At 36.7% G+C, this 16580-nt stretch carries 22 protein-coding genes; 13 read left to right on the forward strand and 9 right to left on the reverse strand.

Translation table 11 applies throughout. The features are described from left to right. Positions 1-247: 247 nt before the first annotated feature. The 5 genes from cydP to MKL36_RS03525 are packed head-to-tail and all read left to right on the forward strand — an operon-like array spanning position 248 to position 3585. Entirely contained in the window at positions 248-442 is a 195-nt protein-coding gene (gene cydP, locus MKL36_RS03505) for a cytochrome oxidase putative small subunit CydP (protein ID WP_000053889.1), read from the forward strand. Further along, positions 442-2028, forward strand: a complete 1587-nt coding sequence (locus MKL36_RS03510) for a cytochrome ubiquinol oxidase subunit I (protein WP_000622647.1) — start codon at positions 442-444, stop codon at positions 2026-2028. The genes cydP and MKL36_RS03510 overlap by 1 nt, the downstream gene beginning before the upstream one ends. Continuing rightward, entirely contained in the window at positions 2025-3170 is a 1146-nt protein-coding gene (cydB, locus tag MKL36_RS03515; RefSeq protein WP_000575163.1) for a cytochrome d ubiquinol oxidase subunit II, read from the forward strand. The genes MKL36_RS03510 and cydB overlap by 4 nt, the downstream gene beginning before the upstream one ends. 13 nt (positions 3171-3183) lie before the next feature. Continuing rightward, on the forward strand, positions 3184-3285 hold the full coding sequence (gene cydX, locus MKL36_RS03520; protein WP_000270276.1) for a cytochrome bd-I oxidase subunit CydX: 102 nt from the start codon (positions 3184-3186) through the stop codon (positions 3283-3285). Then, complete coding sequence (locus MKL36_RS03525; protein ID WP_085916945.1) at positions 3286-3585, forward strand: cyd operon YbgE family protein; 300 nt, start codon at positions 3286-3288, stop codon at positions 3583-3585. It begins immediately after the preceding gene. 12 nt (positions 3586-3597) lie between these two features. Here MKL36_RS03525 and MKL36_RS03530 read toward each other — a convergent pair whose 3' ends face one another. The 6 genes from MKL36_RS03530 to MKL36_RS03555 all read right to left on the reverse strand — a co-directional run bounded on the left by MKL36_RS03530 (position 3598) and on the right by MKL36_RS03555 (position 7875). Further along, a complete protein-coding gene (locus MKL36_RS03530) occupies positions 3598-4122 on the reverse strand; it encodes a GNAT family N-acetyltransferase (RefSeq protein ID WP_002157656.1) in 525 nt (174 codons plus the stop codon). A gap of 72 nt (positions 4123-4194) precedes the next feature. Then, the gene (locus tag MKL36_RS03535) at positions 4195-4866 is read right to left on the reverse strand and encodes a YccT family protein (protein WP_021511200.1); all 672 of its coding nucleotides are present in this window, start codon (positions 4864-4866) and stop codon (positions 4195-4197) included. A gap of 223 nt (positions 4867-5089) precedes the next feature. Further along, positions 5090-5686, reverse strand: a complete 597-nt coding sequence (locus MKL36_RS03540; RefSeq protein ID WP_000102943.1) for a nitroreductase family protein — start codon at positions 5684-5686, stop codon at positions 5090-5092. 188 nt (positions 5687-5874) lie between these two features. After that, positions 5875-6981: a signal recognition particle-docking protein FtsY gene (gene ftsY, locus MKL36_RS03545; RefSeq protein WP_001187345.1), complete on the reverse strand. Its 1107-nt coding sequence runs from the start codon at positions 6979-6981 to the stop codon at positions 5875-5877. Positions 6982-7088: 107 nt separating this feature from the next. Then, complete coding sequence (locus tag MKL36_RS03550) at positions 7089-7415, reverse strand: hypothetical protein (protein ID WP_000955083.1); 327 nt, start codon at positions 7413-7415, stop codon at positions 7089-7091. 100 nt (positions 7416-7515) lie between these two features. After that, entirely contained in the window at positions 7516-7875 is a 360-nt protein-coding gene (locus MKL36_RS03555; RefSeq protein WP_000185571.1) for a hypothetical protein, read from the reverse strand. Between the two features lie 215 nt (positions 7876-8090). Here MKL36_RS03555 and MKL36_RS03560 point away from each other — a divergent pair, with 215 nt between their 5' ends. The 3 genes from MKL36_RS03560 (at position 8091) to MKL36_RS03570 (ending at position 9607) form a co-directional block, all read left to right on the forward strand. After that, the gene (locus MKL36_RS03560; RefSeq protein ID WP_000616034.1) at positions 8091-8324 is read left to right on the forward strand and encodes a hypothetical protein; all 234 of its coding nucleotides are present in this window, start codon (positions 8091-8093) and stop codon (positions 8322-8324) included. Positions 8325-8660: 336 nt separating this feature from the next. Beyond that, entirely contained in the window at positions 8661-9035 is a 375-nt protein-coding gene (locus tag MKL36_RS03565; protein ID WP_001087274.1) for a DUF2750 domain-containing protein, read from the forward strand. Positions 9036-9175: 140 nt separating this feature from the next. Further along, complete coding sequence (locus MKL36_RS03570; protein ID WP_000156920.1) at positions 9176-9607, forward strand: CBS domain-containing protein; 432 nt, start codon at positions 9176-9178, stop codon at positions 9605-9607. A gap of 50 nt (positions 9608-9657) precedes the next feature. On the opposite strand, the gene MKL36_RS03575 is transcribed toward MKL36_RS03570, so the two are convergent. After that, positions 9658-10866: an aspartate aminotransferase family protein gene (locus tag MKL36_RS03575; RefSeq protein ID WP_000129944.1), complete on the reverse strand. Its 1209-nt coding sequence runs from the start codon at positions 10864-10866 to the stop codon at positions 9658-9660. A gap of 227 nt (positions 10867-11093) precedes the next feature. On the opposite strand from MKL36_RS03575, the gene grxD reads away from it, so the two are divergent. After that, the gene (grxD, locus tag MKL36_RS03580) at positions 11094-11435 is read left to right on the forward strand and encodes a Grx4 family monothiol glutaredoxin (protein WP_000138830.1); all 342 of its coding nucleotides are present in this window, start codon (positions 11094-11096) and stop codon (positions 11433-11435) included. A 46-nt stretch (positions 11436-11481) separates the two neighbouring features. Here the strand turns inward: grxD and MKL36_RS03585 are convergent, their stop codons facing one another. Continuing rightward, positions 11482-11805 carry a hypothetical protein gene (locus tag MKL36_RS03585; RefSeq protein ID WP_021511199.1) on the reverse strand — a complete coding sequence of 108 codons (324 nt, stop codon included), beginning with the start codon at positions 11803-11805 and terminating at the stop codon, positions 11482-11484. 243 nt (positions 11806-12048) lie between these two features. Here MKL36_RS03585 and MKL36_RS03590 point away from each other — a divergent pair, with 243 nt between their 5' ends. After that, on the forward strand, positions 12049-12951 hold the full coding sequence (locus MKL36_RS03590; RefSeq protein WP_000954523.1) for a LysR family transcriptional regulator: 903 nt from the start codon (positions 12049-12051) through the stop codon (positions 12949-12951). A 52-nt stretch (positions 12952-13003) separates the two neighbouring features. On the opposite strand, the gene map is transcribed toward MKL36_RS03590, so the two are convergent. Beyond that, a complete protein-coding gene (gene map / locus MKL36_RS03595; protein ID WP_001202783.1) occupies positions 13004-13798 on the reverse strand; it encodes a type I methionyl aminopeptidase in 795 nt (264 codons plus the stop codon). 352 nt (positions 13799-14150) lie between these two features. Here map and brnQ point away from each other — a divergent pair, with 352 nt between their 5' ends. The 3 genes from brnQ to MKL36_RS03610 all read left to right on the forward strand — a co-directional run bounded on the left by brnQ (position 14151) and on the right by MKL36_RS03610 (position 16568). After that, positions 14151-15452 carry a branched-chain amino acid transport system II carrier protein gene (gene brnQ / locus MKL36_RS03600; RefSeq protein WP_001186685.1) on the forward strand — a complete coding sequence of 434 codons (1302 nt, stop codon included), beginning with the start codon at positions 14151-14153 and terminating at the stop codon, positions 15450-15452. Positions 15453-15643: 191 nt separating this feature from the next. Further along, positions 15644-16063 (forward strand): GlcG/HbpS family heme-binding protein, encoded by a 420-nt coding sequence (locus tag MKL36_RS03605; protein WP_000838063.1) that lies wholly within the window; start codon positions 15644-15646, stop codon positions 16061-16063. A 259-nt stretch (positions 16064-16322) separates the two neighbouring features. Next, complete coding sequence (locus MKL36_RS03610) at positions 16323-16568, forward strand: hypothetical protein (protein ID WP_000949688.1); 246 nt, start codon at positions 16323-16325, stop codon at positions 16566-16568. The last annotated feature ends 12 nt before the right edge of the window (positions 16569-16580 follow it).

A 16580-nucleotide genomic window follows, 5' to 3' on the forward strand; every position in this document is an offset into this window, starting at 1 on the left:
TTAATCAGAATTAAATATAAATCAAACTATTTTAATCAACTTAATATTTTTATTTACAAGTGTTTTAGTTGGATTTAATAATTAATTCAAACTATTTTAGTCAGATATTTTATCAATAATTATTTAAACTATTAAACACATGATTTTTATTACAAAAATAATTAAGTTTTTATTTAAAATATATTTATTGTTTATTTTTAATATATTTTGATTAATAATGAAATTAATATGTATCGAGGTTTATTTTATGAGCCTTAAAAATCTAGATATTAACTCCCGATTAATTAGAGAAATCGCAATTATTCTAATAATTAAAGTCGCGCTTCTCTTAACAATCAAACATATTTGGTTTGACGCTCCCACTATCCCCAAAAATTTTGACAATCAGGTCGCCGAGCATATTGCAGGCGATAACTCTTCCCACATTAAGGAGACACGTTGATGATTTCTGAAAGCGTGGTTGATCTTTCGCGGTTCCAATTTGCCATGACCGCAATGTATCACTTTCTTTTCGTACCTTTGACCCTAGGCCTTGCGTTTATTCTGGCTATTATGGAAACCACTTACGTTATATCTGGTAAAGAGATTTACAAGGATATGACTAAGTTTTGGGGAAAACTATTTGGTATTAACTTTGCCTTAGGCGTAACTACAGGCTTAACCATGGAGTTCCAATTCGGAACAAACTGGGCATATTACTCTCATTATGTAGGTGATATATTCGGTGCGCCATTAGCAATTGAAGGCTTAATGGCATTCTTCCTTGAGTCTACATTTATCGGTCTATTCTTTTTTGGATGGGACCGCTTAAGTAAAGTTCAACATCTAGGAGTAACTTGGTTAGTTGCCCTAGGTTCTAACATGTCAGCGCTCTGGATTTTAGTTGCGAATGGCTGGATGCAAAACCCTGTAGGTGCAGCATTTAACTTCGAAACCATGCGTATGGAGCTTGTTGATTTCGGCGCACTTATTTTCAACCCGGTTGCACAGGTTAAATTTGTACATACTGTTTCTGCTGGATATGTAACAGGTGCGATTTTCGTACTCGCCATTTCAAGCTACTATCTACTCAAAAAACGTGACCTTCCTTTTGCACGTCGTTCATTTGCAATTGCTGCCATTTTTGGGCTTGCTTCTACACTTTCAGTAATTTTACTCGGTGACGAGTCGGGTTATGAACTAGGTGATGTTCAAAAAACTAAACTCGCTGCAATTGAAGCCGAATGGGATACTCACCCTGCTCCTGCTCCGTTTACTTTGTTTGGTGTACCAAACCATGAAGAAATGCGAACAGATTACGCAGTTAAAATTCCATACGCATTAGGCCTCATCGCCACTCGTTCAACTACCAAAGAAGTCACTGGTTTGAAAGACTTAATGCAACAGCACGAAGTTCGTATTCGTAACGGTATGCTTGCTTATGCTGAGCTTGAAAAATTACGTGCTGGTGATCGCTCACCAGAGTTATTAGCTTCATTTGAGAAAAATCAAAAAGACTTAGGCTATGGTCTACTTCTTAAGAAATATGCTCCGAATGTAGTCGATGCAAGCGAGCAGCACATTCAAGCAGCAGTAAAAGATACTATTCCGAATGTTACAGCTCTGTTTTTCTCTTTCCGTGCAATGGTTGCTTCTGGCTTCTTAATGCTGCTTCTTTTCATTTTAGCAACTTGGGCAGTAGCGAAAAGAAATGCTGAGAATAAACCTTGGCTACTTAAATATGCATTATTTGCCTTACCACTTCCGTGGATTGCTGCACAAACTGGTTGGTATGTAGCAGAGGGCGGCCGTCAGCCGTGGTCTATTGGTGAAATTTTACCTACGCACTTATCAGCTTCAAGTTTAAGTACGGGCGATGTGTGGGGCTCAATTCTCGCTCTAGCAGCGTTCTATACCGTACTTTTGATTATTGAAATGTACTTAATGATTAAGTTTGCTCGCTTAGGCCCAAGCTCACTTCACACTGGTAAATACCATTTTGAAAAACAAGAGCCAAAAGCAGCTGTTAATGGGGAGGCTTTATCATGATTGAATATGAACTCCTAAAAATCATATGGTGGGTGTTAGTTGGAGTCCTACTCATTGGATTTGCCCTAACCGATGGTTTCGATATGGGCTCAATGGCACTCATGCCTTTTGTTGGTAAAACTGATAACGAACGCCGTGCTGCTATTAATACAATCGCACCCCACTGGGATGGTAATCAGGTCTGGTTTATCACTGCTGGTGGTGCACTATTTGCAGCTTGGCCAATGGTATACTCGGTCGCATTTTCCGGAATGTATTGGGCCTTATTACTTGTGCTATTTGCCCTGTTCTTACGTCCTGTAGGTTTTGACTATCGTTCTAAACTTGAAAATACCCAATGGCGCAACTCTTGGGACTGGGGACTTTGTATTGGGGGTGCCGTACCAGCGCTTGTTTTTGGTGTTGCCTTTGGTAATTTATTCTTAGGTATTCCTTTTAGTTTAGACAGTACATTACGCTCGGAATATTCAGGTAGCTTCTTTGCTCTTCTTAACCCATTTGCTTTAGTTTGCGGTATTGTCAGCCTTTCTATGTTGTGTGCTCATGGCGGCGCTTGGCTTATGCTACGCACAGACGGCGCCTTGAAACAACGTTCTGCTAAAGCAACTCAAATTATGGCAGCCATATTTTTAGTTTGTTTCCTTGTAATTGGAGCATGGTTGTACTTTGGCCAAGTCCCGGGTTATAGCTATGCTGCTGCAGTTGATCCAAACGCAGCACTTAACCCTTTAGCCAAAGAAGTAGTCACAAACAATAACCCAGGCTGGATGAATAACTACAGCAGCTATCCGATTACAAAAGTAGCTCCTGTACTGGCAATTTTAGGGGCAATTATTGCCTTCTTTACAGCATCAAAAGCCAAAGCAGGTTTAAGTTTTGCTGGCACAAGCTTAATGATTGTAGGTGCGATTTTAACTGCCGGTTTTGCACTCTTCCCATTTTTATTGCCATCGAGTGTTAATCCAAACTCTAGCTTAACAATGTGGGATGCCGTATCAAGTCATCGTACTTTAGGGGTTATGACTGTTGCTGCATGCATATTCGTTCCGATCATTTTGATCTACACCAGTTGGTCGTATTACAAAATGTGGGGCGTTATTACTAACAAACATATCGAGTCAAACTCGCATAGCCTGTACTAATAAGGAGAAGCAAATGTGGTATTTCGCATGGATTCTTGGGATTTTGATGGCATGTTTCGCGGGTGTATTGAGCGCTCTTTATATCGAACATCATCAAAATTTAGATGAGGAATAAATCATGGCAACCGCAATGACAGCATCAAATCAACGAAAAGCTCAAGCATTCGCAATGGCCATTTCATTTCTGTTGGCATTGCCACTTGCTGTAATTTTACTGGTGCATCCTTCCCTCATGTTAGATGCAAACGGACACTACAATCATAGCCAGCTTATGCTAGTGATGGTGGGTATTTCCGGAGGCTTCATTTATGGGGTGGGTTTTGTGCCGCACTTCTGGTTATGGAAATGGTTGTTTAGTCCATGGATAGCTTGGCCTCTCATGCTTTTAGGCTATTACATCTGGTTTCTAACCTAAACAAAAAGGACCTCATTTGAGGTCCTTTTTCATTTCGATTAGTTTAATTGGTATAAGTGGTAATCCAACATTTGCGTCAAGCGGATATGGTTCATGATTACCTGTTTTTATATATCCGCGTCTTTCATAATAAGCAATTAACTCTGAACGCACATTTAAAACATACATAATTGCGCTGTCCAATTCAGGTACTTTGTGTAAAGCAAATTGTTCAGCATACTCCAAAACAGAACGCCCTATTTTCATATTCTGAACATGCGGATCTGTACAAAATGTTCCTATCTCAACTGTATTACTTTGAAATGTAAGTCCAATACATGTAACAACTTTTGAAGAATCTATTTCTCCAATTAATAATACTGAATTAGGTAATTCTAATTGATGTTTCAATTGCTCTTTATTAATACGTTGCCCTTTTACATATTCAACTTCAGTAGTCCAGCTTCTACCTTGTTGTTCTCTATATGACTGATTAATCAACTCTACTAGTGTTGGGATGTCACTAAATTCTGCTAAACGGAAATTTAATTTGATCATAAATATACTTAGGCTATTTAAAATATTCTAAAAATAAAGCCGATATTAAATCGGCTTTATTTTGAATAGCAATTAATTCGACTGCTCAGCTAACCAAGCCATAAACTTTTGACGCTCTGCTTTAGAAGATTTTTTCCAAATTTCTGCCAAACGCTGATCATTAGTTTGTGCTACACCAGTAGCAGGCATAGTTGTTGCAACAGGCGCATTAGCTTGAGTCGTGGTAGGTTTTGCCGCAGCATACACAGCGTCAGGTTGTTGTTTAGATGATTTAGTCGTGAAATCAGTAACCTTCCCTAGCAATCCCGATGCAAACCATGGTCTTGCCTCATTATTAGCACCAGTTTGTTGAACAATTAACTCATTATTTGAATTATATAAAGCCACTGTAGGTTGCTCAGCATATTTTTTGGCTTGTTCAAATTGTTTTGGAGCATCTACCATTGCAAGCTTATAAGTTTGTCCATCTTTGAGCGCTGGAGTTTGAATGGTAACCACTCCTGACTTAACAATATCGTGTTCGCCACTTAAATGCTCAAAATATTCTTGATAACGTACACTTAGGCTTGTCTCACCAGCATCGACTTTATAATTATTTTTAGAAGAACGGAATAATCCAGAGTTGACTTCCTGACCATTCACCGCAATGATTACGATTTCCTCTGGCGCTGTAATTGTAACTGCTGAAAATACTGAACCGCTGAGTAATAAACCCATCGCAGCGACACTTAATCTTAAAGTCATCTGTTCACGTCTCTGTAATATTTAATAGTTTGTAAAAACATGAGCAATATGCAATATGATTATGACGATTTTATGACAACCTCCTGTTTACAAAGCCGCCTCTCAAGCTTTTAAAATATTTTTTGAATTCTAATAAACATCTACTTTATTGATCATTAATTTCTAACTAACTTTAAAAGCATAAAAAAGAGTACCCTCTAGGTACTCTTTTCATCCACTCAATTTAGTTGAATGTTTTAAAACGATCTTCATCGCTAATAAATGCTTTTTCACCAGCTGGTGCTTCAACAGAACCAAATACAAGTTGAGCACGTAATTTCCAAGTTGCTGGAACATCAAATGCTTCAGCAGCATCAGCATCAACAATCGGGTTATAATGCTGTAACGATGCGCCTAAACCAAGTTCTGAAAGCGCAGTCCAAGTCGCAAACTGAGCAATTGCACTTGAATGTTCAGACCAAACTGGGAAGTTGTCTGCATATAACTCAAATTGTTCTTGTAAGCTTTTAACAACAGCTTGATCTTCATAAAATAGTACTGTACCAACACCAGCAACGAAGCTATCAATCTTTGCATTTGTACCGGCAAAGGCATCTGCAGGAACAATTTTACGTAATGCTTCACGAACTAAATTCCAGAATTTAGCATGTGATTCACCATAAAGAGTAACAACACGTGAAGATTGAGAGTTGAACGCTGATGGGCTATGTTTAACCGCTTCACGAATAGTTTCTTCAATTTTTGTGCGATCTAATGCAACATTTTTACCAATTGCATAAATAGTACGACGGTTTTTAATTTTATCTAAGAAAGTAGACATTTTTTATTTCCTACCTATTTAATTGACCATGGGCCGTTGTTTGGGAATGAATATAGTCTATGGAACTCATTTCTTATAATCAGCATTAAAAATATGACAGTTCGTTTTATTTTCGCAACAATAAAAAAAGATATGGATATAAAAAAACCTCACTATTTTGTGAGGTTTTTTTAAGTCTTGGCTAAAAATTATTTTTCAGTTTCAAATAGTGCTGCAACAAACGATTTCGCCGAGAATGGTCTTAAATCATCAATTTTTTCACCCACACCAATGAAACGAATTGGCACATGAGTACGACTAGCAATATTAAATAATACTCCGCCTTTTGCTGTACCATCCAACTTAGTAATGGTAATACCTGTTAAACCAACAGCCTGGTCAAATTCTTGTACTTGGTTGATTGCATTTTGTCCAGTACCCGCATCTACAACCAACATAATTTCATGAGGCGCTGTTGCATCAATTTTTTGCATAACACGCTTAACTTTCTTAAGCTCTTCCATCAAATTACTTTTGTTATGCAAACGGCCCGCAGTATCTGCAATCAGTACATCAATACCTTTAGCTCGCGCACTTTCAAAAGCATCAAAAATAACTGATGCACTATCGGCACCATGACCTTGAGCAACTACAGCAATATCGTTACGCTCACCCCAGATTTGCAATTGTTCAGTAGCAGCAGCACGGAATGTATCACCTGCCGCCAACATCACTTTTTTGCCTTCACCTTGTAAACGCTTCGCTAATTTACCAATTGTTGTCGTTTTTCCAACACCATTTACCCCAACCATTAAAATCACATAAGGTGATTTATTAGGGTCAATATGCAAAGGCTTCACACGTGGAGCAAGCAAAGCAACCAACTCTTCTTGCAAAGCTTTATAAAGTGAATGTGAATAGATCAAATCACCACGAGCAGTACGTTCAGTTAAGTTGGTAATAATCGTTTTTGTTGCATCAACACCAATATCTGCAACTAATAATTGCTCTTCGACTTCTTCAAGCAACTCATCATCAATTTCTTTCCCACCAATTAAGATATTAACCATCCCATCGGTGAAATTACGGCGAGTTTTGCTCAAGCCTTCTTTCATTCGTCCAAAGAAACCAGATTTTGGTTGCTCAGGTTCTGTAGAAGGTGAAGCCTCGACCACTTCTTCAGCTTTTACTTCTTGCTTAACAGGTGACTCAACGATAGGAACATCGATAGCAGGTAAATTAGGCAATGTGACATCGTCATCCCCGATCTCAGCATCTATCAAGAATTTATTTTGCATATTCGATTGTTGTTGCATGCCGATTCCTTGAAAAGCAGCGTGTTAAAAAACGGAAAGTTTAGCATAAATTCAAATTTTTGCCTGCTTCAATAGCGTGCAAAACCTTTTTGAAATAAAGACAATACTTATTGAGTATCTTCTTGCGCTAATGCAGGATATTGCTTGATATGATTATGTTCAAACTGATAAGCATGCATTAACTTTAAATACTCTGCTCTATGAATTTCTGATTGAGCCATAATCAACTCGGCCATATCTTGAGTTCTTGGATAAGTAGCCTGTCGAGAAAGTTGCACAATTCGTTGATACTGTTCTGAATTCACAGGACGTAGTAATGCCAAATAAGACAGCATAAAAATACAGCCAATGATAATAATCACAACCAGATTAAAACATTGATCTGCCTTTAACTCAGACTTTAATTTAAGAAAATTTTCTTTGAATGTGAGCATGACCTACCTCTAATGAATGTAGTGTAGGGTTCAATGCACTTCAGCACAAGGTCAAAATCCAGTAAGGCTATTATTCTTTAACCTTACTGGATGACAATTGCTAGCCCATTAAGGAACGAATTACAGAGAAGTATAAAATTGCAGCAATAATAACTAATACTAATAGCATAGCAAAAATACTTAAACCTTCTTCTGCATCTGCTGGGTGCAATTCATCTTCATCTGCAATTTTTCTAAGTTCACCATCATAAACTTGATAGAACCAAGCTTTTTGATTAGGGTCTAATTGACGAGCATAGTCGAAAACCCGTTTCCTTTGTGCTAAACAATAATCCCCTAAATGTATTTCTTGATGGAAAATTGCTTCGTCTAATAATTTACGATGGTAATGGGCAAGTTCTATGATTTGCTCCTCTTTAGGAGGATTATCAAAAACAAAGCCATCAATAGTATTTGTCATAGTTATTCTCCTTGTCTTTTATTCTCATATTGATTTTACTCAAAATTATTTGTGAATAATGTTTAATCATGTATCCTAATAGTGAACTAATTGATGCTTCTCAATAGTTGACAAATCCATTAATTTGTAATATTAGTTTAACAATTCTAAGTTAAATTAGTTCAAAGGCAGTGGCCTTTAGAAAAAGTAATCATAATTACAATAAGGAGTTTTATATGATTCAACGTATCTCTCATCATGATTTAGAACATGTATACGCAACTGCGGTTAACACAATTCAGTCTCAAATGAATTTCCAAGATGCAGTTGCACAGTTAGAAGAAGTTGCTCGTGCTGGTCACGGTAAAGCTGCTTTGTTCTTAGCAGAACTATACTACCAAGGTTTCCGTGTTGAACGTGATTCCATGAAAGCACAATACTGGCAGAAACTAGCCACGATGCAAGCATAAAGAAACGTCACTTAGGTGGCGTTTTTTTATGCCTGTAAAAAGTTCAATATAAATTAACCATAACTATGTTCATCTTGCGCTTCGCCAAAGCTTTAGTCGCTTTGTCTTGCTCAGGTGGCTTTTTTTTATACCTATACAAAACCAAAATTACCTATTTGCCTAAAGCTTTACTTCGCCACTTCAGTCGTGAATTAGAAAGTATCCCTTATCCAGCATTTATTTGTATAGATATTTCTACTCATCAATATTTGTTTACGATTTGACACCTGTTTAAACTGAAATGTCATGTGGTTCTCTTATAATAAGCAGGACAAGTTGAAAACCTTTAAATTTAAAATGAACAGTTTAAGTAATCTACAACCGGTTTCTAAAGACTTGATGATCAAGATTTATATTTTAAGAACCATGATGTACTGCGGGGTTCTGTGGGGACTATTTGATGAAGGCTGGGCCATTAAATCAGATCAGGAAGATTTTATTTTTCCGTTCTGGCTAAATGGAGTTCAAGCACATCGATATGCCAAAACTCATTGGCCTAATTACAAGCCAAGAAAAATTACCCCAAAAGACTTTCATGAATCTTTATTACCTACTTTAACACGGTTAAAAGTCACTCCTGCTTTATTTAACTCATCTCATCGCAAGTTGAAGTTATCTACACAGCAAATGCATCATTTCTTTTTTAATCATCCAAAATGGCAGGTAGCTTAAAGTATCTTTGAGCTACCCAAGATAGCGTGCTTTTTGAACGCTTAAGCATAAAACTTATATTTGAATGACCAGCAAGTCTTTGCATTTTTCAAAAATCGAGCTAATTTAAATCAAAATGATAAAACAACAGGACAGAAGAAATGACTATCGTTGCACAAGTAATTAAGAACAAATCTGAACAAGCCATTTTTACAATTTCACCCGAAGCAACTGTCCTCGAAGCAATTACGATTATGGCCGAAAAAGGTATTGGTGCTTTAGTCGTAGCAGAAGGTGAACAAGTTGTTGGAATCCTATCTGAACGCGATTACACACGAAAAGTAACACTTATGGAGCGCTCATCTTATAGCACTACTGTTGCTGAAATTATGACAGCAAAAGTGATCACGGTAGGTTTAAATAATACGGTTGAAGAATGTTTACAGCTCATGACCGATCGTCATTTACGTCACTTACCTGTATTAGATAATGGAAAATTGGTTGGTTTCATTTCAATTGGTGATTTGGTTAAAGCCGCTATGGAAGATCAGAAAGTTTTGATTGAACAATTAAAGCAATATATTTCAGGCTAAATACAAAAATAAAAATGGGCGATTAACGCCCATTTTTATTGTCCTTAAACTTAAAGATAATTCGTAATTAATGCGACTAAACGCTCTAGCAAAATATCAGCTTGAGCTTGTGTCATGTTAATTGGCGGTAATAAACGCACCACCGAACCTGCCGTAACGTTAATAATAAGTTTGTATTCATCACGAGCAATCGCAACGAGCTCAGCACAATCTTTAGGTAATTGGATACCAATCATCATACCGAAACCACGTACTTGCACATTCTTATCCGACAATTGGGCACGTAATTGGTCAACAATATAATTACCCACTACTGCTGCATTCTCTACTGCATTTTCCTTCTGGATCGTATCAATTACCGTGTAAACCACACGAGAACCCAATACTGTACCACCATAAGTAGAACCATGACTGCCAGGCCCTAACAAGCCTACTGCTTTACCTTGAGTCATTACAGCACCCACCGGAAAACCATTACCCAAACCTTTTGCTGTGGTCAAAACATCCGGAATAATATTCGTATGTTGATACGCAAAGTATTTACCAGTACGACCATTACCAGTTTGAATTTCATCTAGCATCATTAACCAGTTATGCTGGTTACAAATTTGGCGAACTTCTTCTAAATAGCTAAATCCTTGTGGTGCAGTATTAATACCACCTTCACCTTGAATTGGTTCAATTAAAATAGCAACGATATCGGGATGTTGTAAGGCAGCCTCTTGGATGGCTTCAATATCACCAAATGGCACTCGAATAAAGCCTTCCACTAAAGGTGCAAAACCGTCTTGTACTTTCTTGTTACCAGTTGCTGAAAGTGTCGCCAAAGTACGACCATGAAATGACTGCTCAGCAACAATAATCTTTGGCAAGCTTATACCTTGTTGAGTACCAAATTTACGAGCAATTTTAATTGCCCCTTCATTTGACTCGGCGCCACTGTTTGAAAAGAAAATTTCTTCCATACCTGAAACTTCAGCAAGCTTTTGAGCAGCCGCAGTTTGCCAAGGAATTTCAAACAAATTACTCGTATGCACGAGTGAAGCTGCTTGCTCTGCAATGGCCTCTGCAATAGCTGGATGAGCGTGCCCTAAACCACATACAGCAATACCAGTGAGTGCATCTAAATATTCTGTACCATCTTGTGTATAAAGATACGCCCCTCGGCCTCGAACAAAACTGATCGCTTGGCGACCATAAGTAGCCATTAAATGTGTTGGTTGATCAGGTTGTACTGGAGCTAGGGTAATATCAGTCATCACGAACTCTGTCTGTATGAGGTTTTAAGAAGGGTTTATATAAACAAAAACTTGCACTGATGAAAAGTCTCATCATTCATTTATCTAAAATTTCGTCTGCTTTTTGCTATCGCTTCGGTTTATACAATAAAATATTGAATATTCTGTGCAACTTTAAGCAACAAGGCGGTTTGCAAAGCGATGTGAACACCCCCTATAATGCTGCAAGATTAGTTGAGGATCTATTTATGACTGAACAAGCACGTGATACTGAAGCGTTAATTCGCGATCAAATTGCGAAGCATCCCGTTTTACTTTACATGAAAGGCACTCCACAGTTTCCACAATGTGGTTTCTCTGCACGTGCAGTAGAGGCGCTCAGTCAAATTGGTCGTCCATTTGCATATGTGAACATCTTAGAAAACCCTGATATTCGTGCAACTTTACCAAAAATTGCAAACTGGCCTACTTTCCCACAATTATGGGTAAACGGCGAGCTTATTGGTGGTAGCGATATCATGCTTGAAATGTTCCAAAATGGCGAATTAAAACCATTAATCGAACAATACAGCGCAGCTCCAGAAGCTTAATAATAAAAAAGCCAATCGAAAGATTGGCTTTTTTATACTTATAAATTTAACAATCACTTATACCGACATAACGAAATAGCCCATCTACACCAAGATCTGCTTTTAAAATAGTTAAATTTTTATATGGTGTAGTCGTTATCTCATCAAAAATATTCATGTTCGGATCTTCATGTAAATCATCTACGTTTTGATTCATAACTTCTTCAAAACGGTCAGCAACAAACTCAAATCCTAAGTCCATTGCAATAAATACTGTATGTTCACAAGGTTGAACATATTGCTCTTGTGTCCAATCAATAACAGCAAGCTTACAAATCGGGCAAATAATATTAGCGGTTGCGTTCTCTAATTCAACTAACTGGTAAGACATATTATTTAAAAAATCGAGAAAAGTATATTTTAGGAGAATTAGCCTATAAGCGCCATATTTGCTTATTAATTTAAGAAAATAAATTACAAAATAATTTCAATGTAATTACAATGAGATTTCAAATTATTTAGTCCTCTCTTTTATGGTTTATTTATAAGCTTTTTACAAAAAATTAAAATCAAACTTTATCGTTGCAAAAGTAATAATGTAAAATCTTTAGTGTTGCATAAATAGGATATTTTAATGCTCACAGATCTTGATGATTTTTATTGTTTTGCCCTTGTTGTTGAGCATGGTGGTTTTAGTGCCGCCGAACGTGTTACGGATATTCCAAAATCAAAATTAAGTCGTCGTGTTTATAACTTAGAGGAAAATTTAGGGGTACGCTTAATTCAGCGCAGTTCTCGTCATTTTGCAGTTACCGATATTGGTATGGATATTTATAGACATGCCCAAGTCATGATGAATGCCGCACAAGCAGCTCATGATTTGGTTGATCACTTAAGTATTCAACCTAGGGGAGTAGTCAAAGTAAGCGTTCCTGTAGACATAGCACAAAATCAGCTACCCAAAATTTTACCGGCATTTTTAAAAAAATATCCTGAAATTCGTTTACAACTTATTGTAAGTAATCGACGCGTTGATGTAATTAATGAAGGAATTGATATTGCTCTACGGGTCAGATCTAAACTAGATGATGACCCTAGTCTGGTACTAAGACAGTTTGCACTCATAGAACAAAGTCTCTTTGCAAGCCAAGCTTATTTAAATGAGTTTGGTAATATTAAGTCACCTGATGAGTTAAGTGATCATCGTATTTTAAGCTTGTCTGAAGAGCATTTAGATCAACAATTTATATTGCATGGCCCAGACAACCAACTGAAGAAAGTGAAAGTTAGTCCAACCATCATGGGAACAAATATTTATATGCTTGCCCAACTTGCAAGTCAAAATTGTGGTATTGCCTTGTTACCTGACACAGCAGCTGAGGATTTTGTAAAATCAGGTCAACTTGTACAAATCTTGCCAGATTGGAAAGCAGCCCACGGTATATTCCATGCTGTTTATCCGTCACGAAGAGGTTTACTGCCAGCTGTACGTGTATTTATTGATTATTTGGTAGAACATCTTTCAGAACATCCATAAAACAAAGCACCATAAAAAAGTTCGATAGATTATCGAACTTTTTTTATGCATATTAAATTTCTGGATAATTTCCCACACCTTCGGGCCACGGTGTTAATAATTCAAACCCTGTATCTGTAACAGCAACCATGTGTTCCCATTGAGCAGATAATGAATGATCTTGGGTAATTACGGTCCAGCCGTCATTTAGCTCTTTTACCTGAGGTTTGCCTGCATTAACCATAGGTTCAATTGTAAAGACCATCCCTTTTTTCAAAACAAGACCTTGGCCGCGTTGTCCATAATGCAGAATATTAGGTTGTTCATGATAAACTTTACCAATGCCATGCCCGCAATATTCACGAACAATGCTATATCCTTCGCGATGAGCGACCGATTGAATAGCGTAACCAATATCCCCTAAAGTCGCCCCTGGTTTAACTACATGTATACCAGCGACCATTGCTTCATAAGTAGTTTCAACTAATTTTTTAGCATGTGGATTTACGTTACCGACATAGTACATACGGCTCGTATCACCAAAATAGCCATCTTTAATAATTGCTACATCAATATTAATAATATCGCCATCTTTTAAAATTTTATTTTGAGAAGGGATACCGTGACATACCACTTCATTGACTGAAGTACATATTGTTTTTGTGAATCCATGATAACCCACATTAGCCGGTATAACTTTTAAAGTATTTACGATGTAATCATTACAAATATTGTCTAAATATTCAGTTGTTACACCTGGCTTAACATACTCCCCTATCATTTCTAAAACTTGTGCAGCCAAACGCCCAGAAACTCTTAATTTTTCTAGATCTTGTTCAGTTTTAATTGTAACAGTAGAAGCTCTCATTCAATTTTATCCTCGTAGGCACTGCTTTTACCACGCCCACAAAAATGTTAGTTAATTTAGAATATTTTAGAATGGATATAGGATAGGCGGAAAGCTTTAAATGTCCAAATATTCAACATTCATAATAGAAATTTATATTTTCATTTTTACACAATTTCTTTAAAAAGTCAGACCTAAAAAATGTTTTCTTTATTTCTTTCAATGAGTTTTCAAGTAGATAACTTAACCAGTTGATATTTTTAATATCTCTGGATGATTGATACGGCCTAAAAAAAAGCTTTTTCACATAAAATAGCGCTTGATCATGATCTCTTTTGCTCTAAAATTCTTTCTTTTTTGTTAAATTTAATTTATGCAACAGCTTCGTACCGGAGATATTATTGCCTTAGGTTTTATGACCTTTGCCCTCTTTATTGGGGCTGGCAATATTATCTTTCCTCCCATTGTCGCTCAACAAGCTGGTGATCATGTATGGCTAGCAGCTATAGGTTTTTTGATTACTGCCGTTGGCTTACCTGTAATTACCATTATGGCCCTCTCTCGTATGCAGGGTTCCATTGAAATTATTAGTTCACCGCTAGGTCGTATCGCAAGTCTAATCTTAACTGTAGTTTGTTATCTATCAGTTGGCCCTTTATTTGCTACACCCCGCACCGCAACAGTTTCTTATGAAATTGGTTTCTCATCTTATTTTGGAACGTCTAGCAGTAGCCTTTTAATTTACAGTGCAATTTACTTCGCATTTGTAACTGTCGTTTCTTTATATCCGAACAAGCTTTTAGACACAGTTGGACATGTTCTAGCTCCTCTGAAAATTATCGCTTTAGCAATTTTAGGTATTGCAGCGGTTATGATTCCTGCGGGTTATGTTCCTGCTCCAATTAATCATTACGTTAACTCTCCTGTTTCAGAAGGTTTCGTAAATGGTTATCTCACCATGGATACTTTAGGTGCCTTAGTATTTGGTATCGTCATTATTCAAGCGATCTATTCGCGTGGTGTTACTGATAACAAACTAGTGACCAAGTATGCAATTATTGCCAGCCTTATTTCTGGTGTAGGGCTTACTTTAGTTTACTTAAGCTTGTTTAAATTAGGTTTGGGTAGTCATGAAGTCGCTCCTAATGCAGCAAATGGTGCTGTAATCCTACATGCATATGTTCAACATGCTTTTGGGAATATGGGTTCACTCTTCTTAACAGGTCTCATTTTCTTAGCATGTATGGTTACTGCAATTGGTTTAACTTGTGCATGTGCTGAATATTTCGCTCAACTTACTAAGTTGCCATATAAGCTTTTAGTTTTCATCTTGGTTGGTTTCTCTTTCATTATTTCCAACCTTGGATTGACTAAGCTAATTGCCGTATCCGTACCTGTCTTGAGTGCAATTTATCCGCCTGCAATTGTAGTTATTATGCTCAGTTTCTTCTGGAAATTTTGGCATAAACCATCTTTTATTGTCGGTTCAGTAACAAGCATTGCTTTAATTTTCGGAATTATTGACGGGCTTAAGGTTGCAGGCTTTGGTGATTACCTCCCTAATTTCCTTCAACACTTACCGTTAAATGAACAAAACTTGGCATGGTTGATCCCATCTTTAGTTGTTCTTGTAGTGACTACTCTTATCGACAAAGTTAAACATAAAAGCATTTAATCTGATGTTTTTTTGAAATCGAGTTTTACCCAAACATGATTTTATATATTGAATAAAATGCTGCGTTTACCCAACCAGCATTTTATTTCTAACATCAGCATTTAGTGACAATTCAACTATAGATATAATTAATTTTTACTGTAATATTACACTAAAATAATTTTTAGCTTACTCAGGAAAGAAGAGCATAAATGAAAAGTAAATATTATTTAACATTAGCAGATGCTGAGTTTTTAATGGAAGAAGCTCAGAAATATGCAATTGAACACAACTTTAAAGTCAGTATAGCCATTGTTGATGAAACAAGCTCTTTATTACTTATGAAACGTCTAGATGGCGCTTCTCCTCTCACCACGCATCTTTGCTTAGAAAAAGCTAAATGCTCATCAATGAGCGGTCGTCCTTCAAAATTTTACGAAGAGCTTCTTCAAAATGGTCGTCTTGGTTTCTTGAGTATGCCAAGTGCTAAAGGTATGCTAGAAGGCGGAAAAGCGATTATTTATGAAGGCCAGATTTTAGGCGCGATTGGTGTTTCAGGTGTTCAATCTTTTGAAGATGCTGAAATTGCTCAACACGCTATTGATGTTTTTTTAAAAAAACAAAGTAGCTAAAGCAAATTTAAAGAACAGAGAAATTATTACACTTTTCATTTAAATAATTTCTCTGTTCTAAAAAAGTAATTATTTTATACAAAAATATTTAATATTTACTTTTTTAATACCTTAACCATTTATAAACATAGAAGTTTTTATAAAACTGTTCAAAAAATTTTCTATTGACTATTGAATTAAGCTAAAAATACAAGTACAACATTAAACTTATTCTTGACTAAAACATTCGGTTTTAGCGCAACCACAAGGAGGGATGGAGATGTTATCATTACATTTCAACAAACAAGTCTTCATTAACACTCTGAACAGCAAAGATTCAGTTGTTTATGGAGTAACGACGCTTGCTCTTATGCTGACTTTACTGTTTCAAGGTATGATTAAAGGGAATCTGAAACCCGAATACTTTATGTATGCCATGGTTGTTTCTTTTGTATTTTGTGTATGGGCCTTTGTCGACCACAAAATGCGAAAATTAGCTAAAAGACGACTTAGTCAACAGAAATAAGAATTCTAAAAA

This window comes from Acinetobacter sp. AOR12_HL (assembly GCF_027855275.1).
GTDB classification, from domain to species: domain Bacteria; phylum Pseudomonadota; class Gammaproteobacteria; order Pseudomonadales; family Moraxellaceae; genus Acinetobacter; species Acinetobacter baumannii.